The organism is Streptomyces composti, from assembly GCF_012034205.1.
Taxonomy (GTDB): Bacteria; Actinomycetota; Actinomycetes; order Streptomycetales; family Streptomycetaceae; genus Streptomyces; species Streptomyces composti.
The window spans coordinates 51339-69724 of the sequence record NZ_JAATEM010000014.1 but is presented as its reverse complement, the minus strand read 5'-3'; the positions used below and the strand labels follow the sequence as shown (position 1 = coordinate 69724).

Annotated in this window: 17 protein-coding genes; 5 read left to right on the top strand and 12 right to left on the bottom strand. The window is 73.1% G+C overall.

Annotated elements, in window-relative coordinates; translation table 11 throughout:
• Positions 1 to 38: 38 nt before the first annotated feature.
• A complete protein-coding gene (locus HCJ93_RS13325) occupies positions 39 to 1919 on the top strand; it encodes an anthranilate synthase family protein (RefSeq protein ID WP_167994605.1) in 1881 nt (626 codons plus the stop codon).
• Here the strand turns inward: HCJ93_RS13325 and HCJ93_RS13320 are convergent.
• The 5 genes from HCJ93_RS13320 to HCJ93_RS13300 all read right to left on the bottom strand — a co-directional run bounded on the left by HCJ93_RS13320 (position 1871) and on the right by HCJ93_RS13300 (position 6803).
• Positions 1871 to 2866 (bottom strand): 2-hydroxyacid dehydrogenase, encoded by a 996-nt coding sequence (locus tag HCJ93_RS13320; protein ID WP_167994603.1) that lies wholly within the window; start codon positions 2864 to 2866, stop codon positions 1871 to 1873. The two genes, HCJ93_RS13325 and HCJ93_RS13320, sit on opposite strands and share 49 nt — an antisense overlap.
• A 153-nt stretch (positions 2867 to 3019) precedes the next feature.
• Entirely contained in the window at positions 3020 to 4048 is a 1029-nt protein-coding gene (locus HCJ93_RS13315; protein ID WP_167994601.1) for a 6-phosphofructokinase, read from the bottom strand.
• Positions 4049 to 4101: 53 nt separating this feature from the next.
• Positions 4102 to 4788 (bottom strand): response regulator, encoded by a 687-nt coding sequence (locus tag HCJ93_RS13310; protein WP_167994599.1) that lies wholly within the window; start codon positions 4786 to 4788, stop codon positions 4102 to 4104.
• Positions 4785 to 6035, bottom strand: a complete 1251-nt coding sequence (gene macS / locus HCJ93_RS13305; protein ID WP_167994597.1) for a MacS family sensor histidine kinase — start codon at positions 6033 to 6035, stop codon at positions 4785 to 4787. Before macS ends, HCJ93_RS13310 begins: the two co-directional genes overlap by 4 nt.
• A 30-nt stretch (positions 6036 to 6065) precedes the next feature.
• Positions 6066 to 6803: a lysophospholipid acyltransferase family protein gene (locus tag HCJ93_RS13300; protein WP_167994828.1), complete on the bottom strand. Its 738-nt coding sequence runs from the start codon at positions 6801 to 6803 to the stop codon at positions 6066 to 6068.
• A gap of 150 nt (positions 6804 to 6953) precedes the next feature.
• Here HCJ93_RS13300 and HCJ93_RS13295 point away from each other — a divergent pair, with 150 nt between their 5' ends.
• On the top strand, positions 6954 to 7766 hold the full coding sequence (locus HCJ93_RS13295) for an alpha/beta hydrolase (protein ID WP_167994595.1): 813 nt from the start codon (positions 6954 to 6956) through the stop codon (positions 7764 to 7766).
• Positions 7759 to 8388: a hypothetical protein gene (locus HCJ93_RS13290; protein ID WP_167994593.1), complete on the top strand. Its 630-nt coding sequence runs from the start codon at positions 7759 to 7761 to the stop codon at positions 8386 to 8388. Before HCJ93_RS13295 ends, HCJ93_RS13290 begins: the two co-directional genes overlap by 8 nt.
• 22 nt (positions 8389 to 8410) lie before the next feature.
• Here HCJ93_RS13290 and HCJ93_RS13285 read toward each other — a convergent pair whose 3' ends face one another.
• The 6 genes from HCJ93_RS13285 to HCJ93_RS13260 form a co-directional block, all read right to left on the bottom strand.
• Entirely contained in the window at positions 8411 to 9157 is a 747-nt protein-coding gene (locus HCJ93_RS13285) for an endonuclease/exonuclease/phosphatase family protein (protein WP_167994591.1), read from the bottom strand.
• Between the two features lie 135 nt (positions 9158 to 9292).
• A complete protein-coding gene (locus HCJ93_RS13280) occupies positions 9293 to 10246 on the bottom strand; it encodes an ROK family glucokinase (protein WP_167994589.1) in 954 nt (317 codons plus the stop codon).
• Between the two features lie 119 nt (positions 10247 to 10365).
• Positions 10366 to 10965 carry a DUF5304 domain-containing protein gene (locus tag HCJ93_RS13275; protein WP_167994580.1) on the bottom strand — a complete coding sequence of 200 codons (600 nt, stop codon included), beginning with the start codon at positions 10963 to 10965 and terminating at the stop codon, positions 10366 to 10368.
• Positions 10966 to 11022: 57 nt separating this feature from the next.
• A complete protein-coding gene (locus HCJ93_RS13270) occupies positions 11023 to 12171 on the bottom strand; it encodes an ArsA family ATPase (protein WP_167994578.1) in 1149 nt (382 codons plus the stop codon).
• Positions 12172 to 12277: 106 nt separating this feature from the next.
• Positions 12278 to 12718 (bottom strand): SRPBCC family protein, encoded by a 441-nt coding sequence (locus tag HCJ93_RS13265; RefSeq protein ID WP_167994576.1) that lies wholly within the window; start codon positions 12716 to 12718, stop codon positions 12278 to 12280.
• Positions 12719 to 12844: 126 nt separating this feature from the next.
• Positions 12845 to 13642, bottom strand: coding sequence for a metallophosphoesterase family protein (locus tag HCJ93_RS13260; protein WP_167994574.1), 798 nt, complete (start codon positions 13640 to 13642; stop codon positions 12845 to 12847).
• Positions 13643 to 13926: 284 nt separating this feature from the next.
• On the opposite strand from HCJ93_RS13260, the gene HCJ93_RS13255 reads away from it, so the two are divergent.
• Positions 13927 to 15723, top strand: coding sequence for an AMP-dependent synthetase/ligase (locus HCJ93_RS13255; protein WP_167994572.1), 1797 nt, complete (start codon positions 13927 to 13929; stop codon positions 15721 to 15723).
• Between the two features lie 151 nt (positions 15724 to 15874).
• Here HCJ93_RS13255 and HCJ93_RS13250 read toward each other — a convergent pair whose 3' ends face one another.
• Positions 15875 to 17017, bottom strand: a complete 1143-nt coding sequence (locus HCJ93_RS13250; protein WP_167994570.1) for a glycosyltransferase family 4 protein — start codon at positions 17015 to 17017, stop codon at positions 15875 to 15877.
• Between the two features lie 111 nt (positions 17018 to 17128).
• On the opposite strand from HCJ93_RS13250, the gene HCJ93_RS13245 reads away from it, so the two are divergent.
• Entirely contained in the window at positions 17129 to 18373 is a 1245-nt protein-coding gene (locus HCJ93_RS13245) for a glycosyltransferase 87 family protein (protein WP_167994568.1), read from the top strand.
• The last annotated feature ends 13 nt before the right edge of the window (positions 18374 to 18386 follow it).

Below are 18386 nucleotides of genomic sequence, written 5' to 3'. Positions count from 1 at the left end.
CCGGTCGTCTCCCACACCCCGACAAGGAGCCCGGACCCGTGAACCTGCTCGGTCTGCTCGACGATCCCCGCCCCTTCGCCCTGCTGCGCCGCCGCACCCCGGGCCACGACCACGACACGGTCGAGGTCCTCGTCGGCCCGGTCACGCGGCACGAGCGCCTCGCCGATCTGCCCGGCGAGGGCCTCGCCCTCGTCCCGTTCCGGCAGATCCGCGAGCGCGGCTTCGACGTCCGCGACGACGGGACGCCGCTTTGTGTGCTGACGCCCGAGGAGTCCGGCACGCTGCCGCTGGCCGAGGCGCTGGGGCAGCTCCCGGACCACGCGGTGCGGGTCGAGGGCGGCGGCTTCGACGTCGGTGACGAGGAGTACGGCGAGATCGTCGGCCGGGTGCTGCGGGACGAGATCGGGCGCGGCGAGGGCGCCAACTTCGTGATCCGGCGGACCTACCGGGGCGGCATCCCCGGGTTCGGCAGGGCCGACGCCCTCGCCCTGTTCCGGCGGCTGCTGGTCAGCGAGCGGGGCGCCTACTGGACCTTCGTGGTGCACACCGGGGACCGCACGCTGGTGGGCGCCAGCCCCGAGGTGCATGTGCGGGTCTCCGGCGGGACCGTCGTGATGAACCCGATCAGCGGGACCTACCGCTACCCCGCCGAGGGCCCCACGCCCGAGCACCTGCTCGGTTTCCTCGCCGACGGCAAGGAGATCGAGGAGCTGTCGATGGTGGTCGACGAGGAGCTGAAGATGATGTGCACCGTCGGCGACATGGGCGGCGTGGTGGTGGGGCCCCGGCTGAAGGAGATGGCCCATCTGGCGCACACCGAGTACGAGCTGCGCGGCCGGTCCACGCTGGATGTGCGCGAGGTGCTCAGGCAGACCATGTTCGCGGCCACCGTCACCGGCTCGCCGGTGCAGAACGCCTGCCGGGTCATCGAGCGGTACGAGCCCGGCGGGCGCGGCTACTACGCGGGCGCGCTGGCGCTGCTCGGCCGGGACGCGGGCGGCGCCCAGACCCTGGACTCGCCCATCCTCATCCGCACCGCCGACATCGACGCGGCCGGCCGGCTGAGGGTACCGGTCGGGGCCACGCTGGTGCGCGGCTCGGACCCGGCGAGCGAGGTGGCGGAGACCCACGCCAAGGCGGCCGGGGTGCTCGCCGCGCTGGGCGTGCGGCCCGCCCGTCCGCGGGCGGAGCGGGCGCGTCCCCGGCTGGCCGACGACCCACGGGTGCGGGCCGCGCTCGACGGGCGGCGGGCCTCGCTCGCGCCGTTCTGGCTGCGGATGCAGCAGCGGTCCGCCGAGCTGACCGGGCACGCCCTGGTGGTGGACGGGGAGGACACCTTCACCGCGATGCTCGCCCACGTGCTGCGTTCCGGCGGCCTCGAGGTGACGGTCCGCCGCTACGACGAGCCGGGACTGCGCGAGGCGGTACGCGGGCACGGGGGGCCGCTGGTGCTCGGACCCGGACCCGGCGACCCCTCCGACCTGGGCGACCCGAAGATGCGCCTGCTGCGCGCCCTGACCGGGGAGGCGCTGGCGGCGCACCGGCACGGGGTGCTGGGGGTCTGCCTCGGGCACGAGCTGATCGCGGCGGAGCTGGGGCTCGAGATCGTCCGCAAGGAGGTGCCGTACCAGGGGGCGCAGACCAGGATCGACCTGTTCGGGCGGCCGGAGACGGTCGGCTTCTACAACAGCTTCGTGGCGCACTGCGACGACGAGGCGGCCGGGGAACTGGCCGCGCACCGGGTGGAGGTGAGCCGCGACTCCTCGGGCGAGGTGCACGCGCTGCGCGGCCCGGGCTTCGCGGGCGTGCAGTTCCACCCGGAGTCGGTGCTGACGCTGAACGGGGCGGCGATCGTCCGTGAGCTGATCGGTCAGCTGCGAGGCACCAGCACGTTCTCCGAGCGGCGGCCCGCGGTGTAGTCGAGGACGTTGCGCACCGTGGTCTCGATGATCTCGGTGACGGCGTCCACGGTGTAGTACGCCTGGTGCGAGGTGACCAGCACGTTCGGAAAGGTGACGAGGCGGGCCAGGACGTCGTCCTCGATGGGGGTGAGGGACTTGTCCAGGAAGAACAGGCCCGCCTCCGCCTCGTACACGTCGAGCCCGACGCCGGTGAAGCGGCCGGCGCGCAGCTCGTCGACGAGGGCGGCGGTGTCGATCAGGCCGCCGCGGCTGGAGTTGATCAGGATGGCGTCGTCCCGCATGGTCCTCAGGGCGGGCCCGTCGATGAGCCGGCTGGTCTCCGGCACCAGCGGCACATGCAGGCTGACCAGGTCGGACTCGGCCAGCAGCTGCTCCTTGGGCACATAGGTCATGCCGAGGTCCAGGCAGGCGGGGTTCTCGGCGACGTCCCAGCCGAGCAGCCGCATGCCGAAGCCGTGGGCGATGCGGGCGAAGGCCGCACCGATCCGTCCGGTGCCGAGGACGCCGGCGGTGCGGCCGTGCATGTCGCGGCCCATCAGGCCGTCGAGGCGGAAGTCGAAGTCGCGGGTGCGCCGGGAGGCGCGCACGATCCGGCGGTTGACGGCCATGGCGAGCGCCCAGGCGAACTCGGCCACCGAATAGGGCGAGTAGTACTTCACCCGGGCGACCGTCAGGCCGAGCCGTTCGGCGACCTCCAGGTCGATGTTGTTGAAGCCGGTGGAGCGCTGGGCGATCATCCGGGTGCCGCCGGCCGCGAGGCAGTCGAGCGCCTCGGGGCCGAGGTCGCAGTTGACGCTGGTGGAGACCGCCTCGTGGCCGGCCGCGATGGGGGCGGTGTCGGCGTTGAGGAAGACGTCGAGGCAGCGCACCTCGTGGTGGCCCCGGAAGGCCCTCTCCAGCAGGGGTTTCTCGTCGGCCTGCACGCCGAACGCCAGGATGTCCACGGCTGCCCTCCGGGGTCGTACCGGGTCTGCTGTCCGCTCCGTCACCACTCTCGCCGCCGGCCGCGGGGCCGGTCTGCGGCCGATGGTCCCTGGTTCGCCGCCGTCGGTCCCCGTGGACGCGCGGGTGTCAGCCGAGGAAGAACGCGAGGGGTGTCAGCCGAAGAAGACGCCGACCTCCTGGTACAGCGCCGGGTCGACGGTCTTCAGGCGGGCGGTGGCGGCGGCGAGCGGCACGCGCACGATGTCCGTGCCGCGCAGGGCGACCATCTTCCCGAAGTCGCGGTCGCGCACGCAGTCGATGGCGTGCAGGCCGAAGCGGGTGGCGAGCCAGCGGTCGAAGGCGCTGGGCGTGCCGCCGCGCTGGATGTGCCCCAGGACGGTGGTGCGGGCCTCGTGGCCGGTCCGCTTCTCTATCTGTTTCGCCAGCCACTCCCCTATGCCCGACAGCCGCACATGCCCGAAGGAGTCCAGCGACTGGTCCTTGAGCACCAGGTCGCCGTCCTTGGGCACGGCGCCCTCGGCGACCACCACGATCGGCGCGTAGGAGGCCTTGAAGCGGGAGGTCACCCAGGCGCAGACCTGGTCGATGTCGAAGGGCTGCTCGGGGATGAGGATGACGTTGGCGCCGCCGGCCAGTCCGGAGTGCAGGGCGATCCATCCGGCGTGACGGCCCATCACCTCCACGACCAGGACCCGCATGTGGGACTCGGCGGTGGTGTGCAGCCGGTCGATGGCCTCGGTGGCGATGTTGACGGCGGTGTCGAAGCCGAAGGTGTAGTCGGTGGCGGACAGGTCGTTGTCGATGGTCTTGGGGACGCCCACGCAGGGGATGCCGTGCTCCTCGGAGAGGAGTGCGGCCACTCCGAGGGTGTCCTCGCCGCCGATGGTGACGAGGGCGTCGATCTCCCGCCGCCGCAAGGTGTCCTGGATGCGGCGGATGCCGTCCTCCTCGTTCAGCGGGTTGGTGCGGGAGGAGCCGAGGACGGTGCCGCCGCGGGGCAGGATGCCGCGGACGGCCGGTATGCCGAGGGGGACGGTGCGGTCCTGCAGCGGGCCCCGCCAGCCGTCCCGGAAGCCGGTGAAGGTGTAGCCGTACTCCTGGACGCCCTTGCGGACGACGGCCCGGATGACGGCGTTGAGGCCGGGGCAGTCGCCGCCCCCGGTCAGTACTCCGACGCGCATGGCACAGTCCCTTCGCCGCGGATGCCTGACGAAGAGTCAGTGTGACCCGCGTCTCACGCGTCGTCGAGGCCGCGTTCGATGGCGTAGCGGACGAGTTCGACCCGGTTGTGCAGCTGGAGCTTGCCGAGGGTGTTCTGCACGTGGTTCTGCACGGTGCGGTGGGAGATGACGAGCCGTTCGGCGATCTGCTTGTAGCTCAGCCCCTTGGCGACCAGGCGCAGCACCTCGGTCTCCCGCTCGGTCAGCCGGGGTGCCCGGGACCGCTCCTCGTCGGGGGCGGGGGCCGGCTCGGAGGCGAGGCGGCGGTACTCGCCGAGGACCAGCCCGGCCAGGCCCGGGGTGAACACCGGGTCGCCGGCGGCGGTGCGGCGGACCGCGTCCTGGAGTTCCTCGGTGGACGCCGACTTCAGCAGGTAGCCGGTGGCGCCCGACTTCACCGCCTCCAGTACGTCGGCGTGCTCCCCGCTTGCCGAGAGGACCAGCACCCGTATCGCCGGGTTGCCGGACACGACCTCCTTGCAGACCTGGACGCCGGGCTTGCCGGGCAGGTTCAGGTCGAGGACCAGCACGTCGGGGGCGGTGGCCTTGGCGCGGCGGACCGCCTGGTCGCCGTCGCCGGCCGTGGCGACCACCTCGAAACCCGACTCGGACAGGTCGCGGGCGACCGCGTCGCGCCACATCGGGTGGTCGTCGACCACCATGACCTTGACCGGGCCGCCGCCTTCGTTCGTGTCCGTCATCTGCGTTCCGCCTTCCCCCGCGCGTCCTTCGTGTCGTCCGGGCCGTTGCCGGCCCTGGGAATCCTCAGCTCGACCTCGGTGCCCTGGCCGGGCACCGACATCACCTCCGCGCTGCCGCCCAGGTCGCGCAGCCGGCCCCGGATGGACAGGGCCACCCCGAGCCGGCCCTCGCCCTCGGCCTGGGCGAGCCGGCCCTCGGGGATGCCGGGTCCGTCGTCGCGGACGGTGACGATCACCTCGTCCGGCTCGTCCTCGACCAGGATCCAGGCCCGCGCCTGCTCCCCGGCGTGCTTGCGCACGTTGTCCAGGGCCGCGCCGACGGCGGCGGCCACCTCCCGCGCCGCGGCCGGTGCGAGCCGCACCGGGGCGCCCGGCTCGGCGAGACTGACCCGGGCCCCGGCGTACGGGGCGAGCAGGGCCCGCAGGTCGACCGGTTCGTCCCCGGTGTCCTCGTCGGGCTCCTCCACGGTGCGCACCACCGCTCCCTCGGCGGCGTCCTCCGACGCCCGGGACACCGGCACCACGCCGCCGGAGACCAGGGTGCGCAGCGCGACCTCCTGCTCGCCGGCCAGCCGGCCGAGCTCGGCCGCCTCGCCGCCGATCACCGCGCCGCGCCGCTGCACCATGGCCAGCACCTGGAGGACGCCGTCGTGGATGTCCCGGGCGAGCCGTTCCCGCTCCCGGGTCGCGGCCTCGATCTCCAGGGCGCGGGCGAGGGTGCGCTCGGAGGCGCGGGCCACCTCGACGACGTAGCCGATGGCGATGGAGGCGACCCACACCAGGATCACGTTGTGCACGGTGTCGCGGGCCGGGCTGCCGCGTTCGATCAGGTTGACCACGGCGACGAGGGTGGAGGCGAGCGCCGCCCAGCGCCAGCCGCCCTTGATGGCGAAGGCCAGCACCGAACCGGCGGTCCATATCGACGGCAGGGTGGGCCCGCCGGACTCGATCCGCTCGGGCGAGTCGGCGACCAGGGTGAGCAGGATGCCGGACAGCGCGATGGTGAGGTCGGCGGCGAGGAAGCCCTTGGTGCAGCTCGCCGCGTTCTGCACCCGCGGCAGCGTGGCCAGCGTCCACCCGGCGAGCACCGCGTAGTAGGCGACGGCGACCCAGGGCCGGGCGAACTCCTCGTGCGCGGTGACGAACAGACCGATGGCGTACACCATGGTGAGCACGCGGTACGCGGCCAGGGCACGCCACAGCGGCAGCTCGACCGACATCCGCATGACCCGCTCGCGCTTGGCCAACTCCCCCACCCCCGATCGGAGGGCCGAAGCCTACTCCGGCTGCCGCTGTTCCCTCGCCGCCTGCGCGAGCTTGGCCCTGGCCGCCTTCTCGGCCTTGGCCGCCTCGGCGAGCTGCCGCTTCATGGCGGTGGCGTACATGTCGACGTACTCCTGGCCGGACAGCTTCATGATCTCGTACATCACCTCGTCGGTCACCGCCCGCAGCACGAAGCGGTCGTGCTCCATGCCCTGGTAGCGGCTGAAGTCCAGCGGCTTGCCGATCCGGATGCCCGGGCGCATCAGCTTCGGGACGATCTTGCCGGGCGGCTGGATCTTCTCCGTGTCGATCATGGCCACCGGGATCACGGGCGCGCCCGTGGCGAGCGCCACCCGGGCCAGGCCGCCGGGCTTGCCCCGGTAGAGGCGGCCGTCGGGCGAGCGGGTGCCCTCGGGGTAGATGCCGAACAGCTCCCCGCGCTCCAGCACCTCGATGCCGCTCTTGACGGCGGCCTCACCGGCGCCGCGCGCCCCGGAGCGGTCCACGGGCAGCTGGCCCACGCCCTTGAAGAAGGCGGCGGTGAGCCGGCCCTTGACTCCCGGCGTGGTGAAGTACTCGGCCTTGGCGATGAAGGTGACCTTGCGGTCCAGCACGGCCGGCAGGAAGAACGAGTCGGAGAACGACAGGTGGTTGCTGGCCAGGATCGCGGGACCCTCGGCGGGGACGTTCTCCAGGCCTTCCACCCAGGGCCTGAAGGCGAGCCTGAGCGGCCCCCCGATGGTCACCTTCATCGCGCCGTACAACAACCGAGTGCCTCCTGTATGTGTCGCTCAGACCTTAACCCCAAGCCCGGCCGACAGCTCCGACGGCCCTGGTCGGTGTCAGTGCGGTCGCGTACGGTGAAGGTCCTGCAACCGCCGTCCCAGGAACAGGAGGCCGACGTGCCGCTCCTGACCGGAGCCGAGCCGTATCACCACCGGGGCGGCGAGACCGCCGTGCTCCTCTGCCACGGCTTCACGGGGTCGCCCGCGTCGCTGCGCCCGTGGGCCGCGCACCTGGCCGGGCAGGGGCTGACGGTCTCGCTGCCGCTGCTGCCCGGGCACGGCACGCGCTGGGAGGACCTGCGGGTCACCGGCTGGCAGGACTGGTACGCGGAGGTGGACCGGGAGCTGCGGCTGCTGCGGGAGCGGTGCGAGCGGGTGTTCGTGGCCGGTCTGTCGATGGGCGGCGCGCTGGCCCTGCGGCTGGCGGCACGGCACGGTGACGCGGTGAGCGGGGTGATGGTGGTCAACCCGGCCAACCGGGTGCACGGTCTCGGGGCGCGCGCCCTGCCCGTGCTGCGGCATCTGGTGCCCACCACCAGGGGCATCGGCAGCGACATCGCCAAGCCGGTCCAGCGGGAGCCGGGGTACGACCGGGTGCCGCTGCACGCGGCGCACTCCCTGCGCGCCTTCCTGCGGCTGGTGGACCGGGAGCTGCCGCAGGTCACCCAGCCGCTGCTGGTGCTGCGCAGCCCGCAGGACCATGTGGTGCCGCCCGCCGACACGGCCCGGATCCTCGCCCGGATCTCCTCGACGGACGTCACCGAGGTGTTGCTGGAACACAGCTACCACGTGGCGACGTTGGACCACGACGCGGCGCGGATCTTCGAGGAGAGCACCGCGTTCATCGACCGGCTCGCGCCCGAGGGGTGCCTGCCCGGAGCCGTCAAGGAGCCCGGTCTCGGCAAGGAAGGGACGACCGCACGTGGCTGAGCACGACTCGGAGCGCGAGGACCGCGAGGAGCGCGAGGGCCGCGACCGGCGCGAGGGCCGTGAGCCCGGGGAGCAGAGCGTCCCCTTCGACGAGGAGGCCGCCTGGGCGGCGATCGTCGCAGGCTACGGCGAGGAGCCGCCGGACCCGCCGGGCGCCAAGCCCTTCAAGTCGGTGGAGGACCTGGCACTGCTGGAGTCCGGGACCAACGGCGACGGCCCGGTGGACGGGGAGGCGCCCACGCAGGAGACGCCGAAGAAGCCGGAGAGCGGTCCGGCCCGGCCGCTCGGCAGCTCGGTCGCCTTCGCCCCCGGTGTCGGACCGCGCGACTACAGCGTGGCCGAGCCGTCCGACGACGACCTCGACGAGAGCGACGAGGGCCACTTCGTGCCGCCGGAGCCGCCCCCGCTGCCGGAGGCCGACACCACCGCCAAGTTCGCCTGGCTGGGCGTGCTGGGCAGTCCGGTGCTGCTCCTGCTGGCGGTGGTGCTGGGCTGGGAGATGTCGTGGTGGCTGACCACGGTGACCATCGGCGGCTTCCTGGGCGGCGTCGCCACGCTGGTGATGCGGATGCGCACGGGCGACGAGGAGGACGACGACCCGGGCCGCGGCGCGGTCGTCTAGCCACTGCCGGGCCGGCCGCCGGTCACCCCGCCGGGACCCGGAGCGCGGCCAGCACCGGCAGGTGGTCGCTGGCCGCGGAGAGGTCCGCCTCGGTCACCCCGGGATGCCCGGTGGGGACGCCGCAGCCCAGGACCTCGACGCCCTTGGTCGCGAAGATCGCGTCGATGCGCTGGTAGGGGTTGCCCGGCGTCCAGGTGTGCTCGGTGCCCCAGGGGGCGGCGGCCCAGCAGTCCTGGAGTCCTGCGGCCAGCCGGCGGAAGGTGCGGCCGTCCGGGCGTTCGTTGAGGTCGCCGCCGGCGATCGCGTGCTCGGTGCCCAGGGCCGCCAGCCGGTCCAGCAGCATGCCGCCCTGCTCGTAGCGCTCCTCACGGTCCAGGGACAGATGGCAGCTGAGCACACCGAGGCGGGCCCCGGCGAACCGGACGACGGCGGTGGCGAAGCCACGCCGGTGCAGGCCCGGGGTGAGCGGCAGCAGCACGTCCTCGGTGCGCTCGACCGCGGCCCGGAGCGAGCAGAGGATCGCGGGCCCGGCGGCGGTGGCACCTCCGGTCAGGATCACCAGGTCGGCGGCGTGGGCGAGCCGGGCGAGCTTCTTGCGCCAGCGGAAGAAGCGGGGTGCCTCCTGGACCAGGACCAGATCGGGGGCGCAGGCCTTGATGACCCGGGCCAGGGCGGCCGTGTCGTCGCGCAGCGAGCGGACGTTGTAGCTCAGCACGCGCAGAATCGCAGAACCGTCCGGCTCGGTGCGGGAGTTGGGCAGCGGCTCCATGCAGGTCAATGTACGCCCACGGACCGGGGCGCGAGGTCGTGCGCCGGTGCCGGTGCGTCGCGCCCCGGCCGCGCAGTCCCCGCGCCCCTGAAGGTACGGCTGCCGCCTTGCGGTCCCGTGGTTCTCCGGACGGCGTTACATGATCGGGTCGGGCTCGCGGGCCAGGTCCGCCGCGCCCACCAGGCCCGCCTTGTTGCCCAGCTGGGCGGCGAGGACCTCGGCCACCGGGCGCCAGTTGCCGCCCACCAGCCAGCGCTTGTAGGACTTGCGGATCGGGCCGAGGACCAGCTCGCCCTCGTCGGAGAGGCCGCCGCCGACGATGAACGCCGAGGGGTCGAAGAGCGAGGCCAGGTCGGCCAGGCCCGCGCCGACCCAGCGGGCCAGCTCGCGGTAGGAGTCGACGGCGACCCGGTCGCCCTGGCGGGCGGCCATGGAGATGTGCTTGCCCTCGATGCCCTCCGGGGTGCCGTCGCCCAGGGAGAGCAGCAGCTCCGCGTTCTCCGGGGTGGCGTTGGCGCGCTGCTTGGCGTAGCGGACCAGGGCGCGGCCGGAGGCGTACTGCTCCCAGCAGCCCTGCGAGCCGCAGCCGCACAGCAGGCCGTCCGGCACCATCCGGATGTGACCGAACTCGGCCGCCACACCGAAGTGCCCGCGGCGCAGCTTGTTGCCGATGATGATGCCGCCGCCGAGGCCGGTGCCCAGCGTGATGCAGATGACGTTGCGGTGTCCCTTGCCCGCGCCGAACTTGTACTCGCCCCAGGCCGCGGCGTTGGCGTCGTTCTCCACGACGACCGGGAGGCCCACCCGGGCCTCGACCTTCTGCTTCAGCGGCTCGTTGCGCCAGTGGATGTTGGGCGCGAAGTACACCTCGGAACGCTGACGGTTGACGTAGCCGGCCGCACCGATCCCCACGCCGACGATGTCGTGTCCCGCGCGCGCTCCCTCCACCGCGGAGGAGATGGCGTCCACGATTCCCTCGGGCGTGCCCGGGGTCGGCACCTTGTGGGTCGAGAGGATGTTGCCTTCCTCGTCGACCACGCCGGCCGCGATCTTCGTGCCGCCGATGTCGACGCCGATGGTGAGTCCCATGAATCCCTCAGTTTCGGTCGAGCCCCGCTACCGCCCACGGTACCCGAGGCGCTGCCCCGGATTTCGCGGCGTCCGTACGGTGAACGGGTACCGAGGGACCGGCTCGCCTCCCGGGCGTCTCAGTCGAGGTCGATGCGCTCGCCGGGCCCGGAGTCGTCCCCGCCGTCGCGCCGATCGGTGACGTCGCGGGGGTCGGGCCGGCCGCCGGAGGTCCAGCGGCGCTCCTGGCCCTGCACGGCGGAGCGGTAGGCGGCGAGCAGCTCGTTGCCGGCGGCGGCGAGGTGGTCGAAGACGTCCGGGTTGCGCTCGATGACCGGCTCCACCGCGGCCCTGGCCTGCTCCACCACCTGGCGCACGACCTGCTGCGCGGCGGGCCCGGCGACGGCGCCGAGCAGCGGTGACTGCAGTCCGGAGAGCTTCTCGGCCACGGTGTCGACGAGTTTCTTCAGCTCCTCGGCGGCGGAGCCGGGGGGCGGTCCGTGCTGGGCGCGGCGGCGGGCCTTCTCGGCCTCCAGGTCCTCGGCGACGGCGGTCGCCCAGGCATCCGGATCGGCCTGGCCGGACCGTCCGGCAGCGGGCGCCTCCACCACGGGCACGTCTTCGGCGGGGACGTCCTCCTCGCGGGCCTTGTCCGCCCGTACGTCGTCCGGGGCCTCGTCCCCTGCGTGGTCGCGAGCGCCCTCGCGTGCGTCGTCGGGCGGGGGGAGCTGTTCGCTCATGACGGACTCCTGACTGCGGTGAGCCCCTCCGACGTTACCCGAACGGCCGCACGGCCATCACCGGCCGCGCGGCCACAGCCCGGGATCCGGCCGGAACCGGATGCGCAGCTCGCCCTCGCGCAGGGACGCGCCGTCCACGGTGCAGCGGCGCAGCGCCGAGGGCAGCGGAACGGTCCTGCGGAAGGGTCCCGCGGTGACCGCGAGTTCGTCGCCACGCCGGATCAGGTCCAGGTCCTCGCGGCGGGCGCCGGGCAGCGGGATGTGCCAGACCAGCACCCCGTCCCGGGTGAGCCGGTCGGTGACCGGCCACTCGACCCGGCCCGGCGCGGCATCGGCGCCGGGCAGGCCCAGCTCGGCGAGGTCGTCCGGTCCGCGCGGATCGCGGCCGAGATGCGGAACGACGTGGACCCGGTGGGTCTCCCGCCACTCGTCCAGGACCTTGCGCTGCTGGGCGACCGGAGTGGCCAGCCAGGCGTCCGCCACCTGCTCCGGCAGGACCCGGCTGGCGATCAGCAGATCGGTGCGCAGTCCGCGCAGGGCCAGGCCGAGCGTGGCGGTGCGCACCGCGTCGGCGCCGGCCGGACCGGGCTCGGCCACCAGACGCACGGAGGTGCCGGGATCGGCGAGCACCGCCTCGGCGGCGCCGAGCTCCACGTCCCATCGTGCCGCCGTCTCGTACAGCCACTCGGCGGGCAGCGGGACTCCGGCCAGCCGTCCGAGCACCGGGCGCAGCGCACGGGCGGCCTGCCGCTCGGGCGGCAGCAGCCGGCGCAGACAGCGCCGCAGCTCCTCGGGGAGGGCGAGCAGATCGAGGGCGCGGGCGACGGGGGGCAGGTCGACGACGAGCAGATCGTGCGCCTCGGCCGACGCGGCGTCCCGCAGTGCCCGCAGCAGCGCCAGCTCCTCGGCACCGGGCAGCGGGGTGATCTCCTCCGGATCCAGGCGGGAGGCCCCCAGCAGGTCGAGGGCGGAGGCGGCACGCTCCTGCAGGGCGGCCAGGTCCTCCCGGAAGCCGGCGGCGGCGTCCAGGAGACGCACGGTCAGCCCCGGAACGTCCCCGGCACCGAGCACCGGCGTCACCGTGTCGGTCCGGTCGGTGGCCAGCAGCAGCGTCCGGTTGCCCGCACGCGCCGCGGCAACCGCGGTGGCGGCGGCAGCGGTGGTACGTCCGCTGCCCCCGGGGCCGGTGATCAGGAGGGTCCGCATGAACGTGAACGGTAACGGACCCCGGTTACCGCAACGCCGGGCCACCCGCTCGGGGGCGCGGGGAACGGCGCACCTCACCGCGGCGCCGGTCCCCGGAAACGAGGGCTCAGACGCCGGACTCCACCCGCTTCTTCAGCCCCGCCAGGGCCCGGTCGATGATGACCTTCTCCGCCTTCCGCTTGATCATCCCCAGCATCGGGATCTTCACGTCGACCGTCAGCTGGTACGTGACCTCGGTCGCCCCGTTCCCCGTCGGCTTCAGCACGTACGACCCGTCCAGAGCCCGCAGCATCTGCGACTTCACCAGCGTCCAGGAGACCTCGTGCTCCCCGGACCATGTGTACGCCAGCGTCTGGTCGTCCTTGATGGCCCCCGCGTCCATCACAAGGCGCACCTGCTCGGCGCGGCCCTGCTCGTCCTTCTTGAGGACCTCCGCCTCCTTCACCTCACCGGTCCACTCCGGGTACCGGGCGAAGTCGGCGATCACCCCCATGACCTCGGCCGGTGCCGCCTCGATCGTGATGCTCGAGCTGGTGTGTTCCGCCATCGCCGTGGCTCCTCCGGATGCGGGCCGTGTCGGATCGCCGTGCGCAGGCCGCACGGAGACGTTCGGTGCAGCGTGAAGGCTACCGCGCGCCGGTCCGGCCGAACTCACCCGACCTGGGACATCGCGTCACCACTCGAGCACCCAGGGCCGCCCGGTACCCGCGAAGTGGCCGACATTCACACACTCGGTGACCCCGATCCGCATGCGCCGTACCAGCGGCTGGTGCACATGGCCGAACAGCGCGTACCGCGGCCGGGTGCGCCGGATCGCGTCCAGCAGGGCCCGGCTGCCGCGCTCGAAGCGGCGCGCCACGGTGTCGTAGACCAGCTCCGGGACCTCCGGCGGGATGTGGGTGCACAGCACGTCGACCTCGCCGACCGCCTCGATCTTCGCCGCGTACTCCTCGTCGCTGATCTCGTACGGGGTGCGCATCGGTGTGCGCAGGCCGCCGCCGACGAAGCCGAAGGTCCAGCCGCCGATCTCGGCCCGCTCGCCGTCCAGGACGGTGATGCCGTCCGTGGCGTACTCCGGCCACAGAGGCGGTATGTCGACATTGCCGTAGGTGGCGTACGTCGGGGTGGGGAAGGCGGCGAACAGCTCGGCGTACTGCTTGCGCACCGCCTTCTCGATGGCGGCGGCCCGGTCCATGCCGATGCCGGCCCACAGCCGTCTGCCGAACTCGCGCGCCTCCTCGAAGCGGCGCGCGGTGCGCAGCTCCACGATGCGGTCGGCGTTCTCCACGCCGAACAGGTCGGGGAAGATGCCGCGCGAGTGGTCGGCGTAGTCGAGGAAGAGCACCAGGTCACCCAGGCAGATCAGGGCGTCGGCGCCCTCCCCGGCCCTGGCCAGGTCGCGCGCGTTGCCGTGCACGTCGCTGACCACATGGACGCGCGTCCGCTGGTTTCCGGCAGGTGTGGATGCCATGAAGATGCAGCGTACTTGTGCAGACCCTGGGGCCGGGACCTGCGGTTACTGGCTCGTCGGGAGCGGGGTGGACTACTGTGCGCTTGGGAATCCCGACCTGTGTGACGCAGAGAACATCTCGCCGGGCCCCCCTGTCGCAGTAGCCATACCGGCGGGTAACGTCCGGGCAGTCCAGTCGTGCTCGGGGTTTCAACTTCTGAAAGCCGCGAGCACCCCCGAGCCTTGGACCGCACCGTCGCATCGCACACCGTCGTGGCGTCGGCGCCCTAAGAGGAGCAGCAGTCTTGCGCGAGTTCAGCCTTCCGGCTTTGTACGAGGTCCCAGCGGACGGCAATCTGGCCGACATCGTCCGCAGAAACGCCGCGCAGCACCCGGATGTCGCCGTCATCGCCCGTAAGGTCGCCGGGGCCTGGCAGGACGTGACGGCCACCGCCTTCCTCGCGGAGGTGCGGGCCGCCGCCAAGGGCCTGATCGCGGCGGGCGTCCAGCCCGGCGACCGCGTCGGCCTGATGTCCCGCACCCGCTACGAGTGGACGCTGCTGGACTTCGCGATCTGGAGCGCCGGCGCGATCACCGTGCCGGTGTACGAGACCAGTTCGCCGGAGCAGGTGGCGTGGATCCTCGGCGACTCGGGAGCCACCGCCTGCCTGGTGGAGCTGGACACGCATGCCGCCGCCGTGGAGTCGGTGCGCGACCGGCTGCCCGAGCTGAAGCACGTCTGGCAGATCGAGGCGGGCGCGCTGGAGGAGCTGGGGCGTCTGGGGCAGGGCGTCACCGAGGAGACGGTCGACGAGCGCAGCTCCATCGCCAAGGCCGACGACCCGGCGACCATCGTCTACACCTCCGGCACCACCGGCCGCCCCAAGGGCTGTGTGCTCACCCACCGCAGCTTCTTCGCCGAGTGCGGCAACATAGTGGAGCGGCTGCGTCCGCTGTTCCGCACCGGTGAGTGCTCGGTGCTGCTGTTCCTGCCGCTGGCGCACGTCTTCGGCCGACTGGTGCAGATCGCGCCGATGATGGCGCCGATCAAGCTGGGCTGTGTGCCGGACATCAAGCAGCTCACGGACGAGCTGGCCGCCTTCCGGCCGACGCTGGTCCTGGGGGTGCCGCGGGTCTTCGAGAAGGTCTACAACTCGGCGCGGGCCAAGGCGCAGGCCGAGGGCAAGGGCAAGATCTTCGACAAGGCCGCCGACACGGCGATCGCCTACAGCCAGGCGCTGGACACCCCGTCCGGCCCGGCGCTCGGCCTGAAGATCAAGCACAAGGTGTTCGACAAGCTCGTCTACAGCAAGCTGCGGGCGGTGCTGGGCGGACGCGGCGAGTACGCCATCTCCGGCGGCGCCCCGCTGGGTGAACGGCTCGGCCACTTCTTCCGCGGCATCGGCTTCACGGTGCTGGAGGGCTACGGCCTGACCGAGTCCTGCGCGGCGACCGCCTTCAACCCGTGGGACCGGCAGAAGATCGGCACGGTCGGTCAGCCGCTGCCGGGGTCCGTGGTGCGGATAGCGGACGACGGCGAGGTGCTGCTGCACGGCGAGCACCTGTTCAAGGAGTACTGGAACAACCCGGCCGCCACCGCCGAGGCGCTGGCCGACGGCTGGTTCCACACCGGGGACATCGGCACCCTCGACGAGGACGGCTACCTGCGGATCACCGGGCGCAAGAAGGAGATCCTGGTGACGGCGGGCGGCAAGAACGTCGCCCCTGCGGTGATCGAGGACCGGATCAGGGCGCACGCGCTGGTCGCGGAGTGCATGGTGGTGGGCGACGGGCGGCCGTTCGTGGGCGCGCTGGTCACCATCGACGAGGAGTTCCTGGCCCGCTGGTGCGAGGAGAACGGGAAGCCGGCCGGCTCCACGGCGGCGTCGCTGCGGGACGATCCGGATCTGATCGCGGCGGTCCAGAAGGCGATCGACGACGGCAATGCGGCGGTGTCGAAGGCGGAGTCGGTGCGGAAGTTCCGGATCCTGCCGACGCAGTTCACGGAGGAGTCGGGGCATCTGACTCCGTCGCTGAAACTGAAGCGGAATGTCGTCGCGAAGGACTACGCGCACGAGATCGAGGCGATCTACGCGAAGTAGCCCTTCGGGATCCTGCAGGCTCGCGGCGCCCTCGGAAGTCTTCCGGGGGCGCCGTTGCGCGTACTCCGGCGCCGCCGGGTCTCGGTGCCGTGGGCGAGTGCGGGTGTGTCCGGGCCGGGCGCGCGTTTACCGCGGCCCTGAGGGCGTTGCTCTACAGCAGGGTTCTGAGGCGCTCGGCGAGGAGGTCCCAGCGCCAGCGTTCCTCGACCCAGGCGCGGCCGCGTTCGCCCATTCTGCGGCGGAGGGCCGGGTCGTCGAGGAGGGCGACGATGCGGTCGGCGGTCTGGGAGGCGTCGCCGCCGCGGACGACCCAGCCGGTCTCGCCGTCGAGGACGGCGTCGGGCGCGCCGCCGGAGTCGCCGGCGACGACGGGCAGGCCGGTGGCGGAGGCCTCGAGGTAGACGATGCCGAGACCTTCGACGTCGAGGCCGCCGCGCCGGGTGCGGCAGGGCATGGCGAAGACGTCGCCGGCGCCGTAGTGGGCGGGCAGTTCCTCCCAGGGGACCGGGCCGGTGAAGCGGACGGAGCCGGCGACGCCGGTCTCACGGGCGAGGCGGCGCAGATCCTTCTCGTAGGGTCCGCCGCCGACGATCAGCAGCACGGTGTCGGGCACGGCCGCCAGGATCGCGGGCATCGCCCGGATCAGGGTGTCCTGGCCCTTGCGGCGCACCAGGCGGGAGACGCAGACGACGACGGGACGGTCGGTCAGCCCGAGCCGGGAGCGGATTTCGTCGCCGCCGGAGGCCGGGTGGAAGGTCTTCTCGTCGACGCCGGGCGGCAGCTGCACCATCCGGGAGGCCGCCTCGGGCGAGAGCGCCGTGGCGATCCGGGAGCGGGTGTACTCGCCGAGGTAGGTGATCGTGTCCGTGGCCTCGCCGATACGGCGCAGCAGCTGCCGGGCGGCGGGCAGCTGGGCCCAGCCGGCCTCGTGACCGTGGGTGGTGGCCACGATCCGCTCGGCGCCCGCGCGGCGCAGCGCCGGTGCCATCAGCCCGAGCGGGGCCGCCGCGCCGAACCACACCGAGGTGCACCCGTGCTCGCGCAGCAGGCCGACGGCCCGCCGGGTGGCGCCGGGGGTCGGCAGCAGCATCGTGGTGCGGTCGCGTACGACGGTGAAGGGCTGCTCGGCGTCGAAGGCGGCGGTGGCCGCGACGCCCTCCCGGGAGCGCTTCCAGGTGGAGGCGTAGACGACCAGCCGGTCCGGGTCCAGGCGCAGCGCCATGTTGTGCAGGAAGGCCTGGATGCCGCCGGGGCGGGGCGGGAAGTCGTTGGTCACGATCAGGGTCTTGTGCATCGCCGCCGACCCTAGCCGACCCGGCCGGAGGCGGGCTTGCTGGCACCCGCACGGCTTCTCGGGACATCATGGGCCGGTCAGCAGCCCCCGAGGACGACGGGACGAGATCGCGTGAAGACGACGGCCGCACGGGGGGCAGCCCTCGCCGGGCTCCTGACCGTCTGGGGGCTCACCCGCGCCGCGCTGCTGCTGTTCGTCCTGAAGGTGATCACCTTTCCGGGGCCGGACGTCACCAGCGACGTGTCCGTGATCTATCAGGGCTGGTACGGCGTCCTGCGCGAGGGAACGTTCCCGCTGGACGACGTCACCTGGCAGTACCCGCCCGCCGCCGCGCTGGCGATCCTCTCCCCCGGCCTGCTGCCGTTCCTCGAGTACGCCACCGCGTTCTTCGTGCTGGCCTGCCTCGCCGACGCGGTCACGCTGGCGCTGCTGGTGCACGCGGGCCGGCGGGCCGGCCGGTCCCGGCGCGGGGCGTGGATGTGGGTGGCGGGCGTGCCGCTGCTCGGGCCGACGGTGTACGCGCGCTACGACGTGATGGTGACCGCGGTGGCGGTGGCCGCGGTGGTGGCCGGCGCCCGGCACCCTCGGCTGATGGGGGCGCTCGCCGGGTTCGGGGCGATGCTGAAGGTGTGGCCGGCGATGCTGCTGCTCGGGGCGCGCCGGCGCCGCACCTGGACGTCGGCGCTGGCGGCCGCGGCCGCCGTCGCCGCCGTGTTCGCGATGCTGATGCCGGGCTCCTTCGCCTTCCTCACCTTCCAGCGGGACCGGGGCACCGAGGTGGAGTCGCTGGGCGCCCTCGTCTTCCATGTCGCCCGGCACCACGGCTGGGACGGCAAGGTGCTGCTGAACTACGGCTCGGTGGAGTTTCTCGGACCGCATGTGTCCTGGGTGAGCACGGGCGCGCTGGCCCTCACCGGGATGGCGCTGGCCTGGCTGCTGCTGTGGCGGATGCTGGCCGCCCGCTTCGAGGCGCACACCGTCGCCGACGCGGCCTTCACGGCCGTCCTGCTGTTCACCACCACCAGCCGGGTGATCAGCCCCCAGTACATGGTCTGGCTGGTCGGCCTCGCCGCCGTGTGCCTGTGCTTCCGCGGCAGCCGCATGACGCTCCCGGCCGTCCTGGTCCTGGCCGCCTGCCCGGTCACGGTGCTGGAGTTCCCCGTCTTCTTCGCCGAGGTGGTCGGCAGCGACGCCCTCGGCATCACCCTCCTCTTCCTGCGCAACGGCCTGCTGGTCGCCGCCTCCGTGCTCGCGGCCCGCCGCCTGTGGACCGACACGGTTCCCCGCCCCGTTCCGTCCTCCCCCGCCCCGGCTCACCGCACCCGTGCTCCGCGGGCGGGCGTCCCGTCCTCCTGAGACCGGTGCGGGA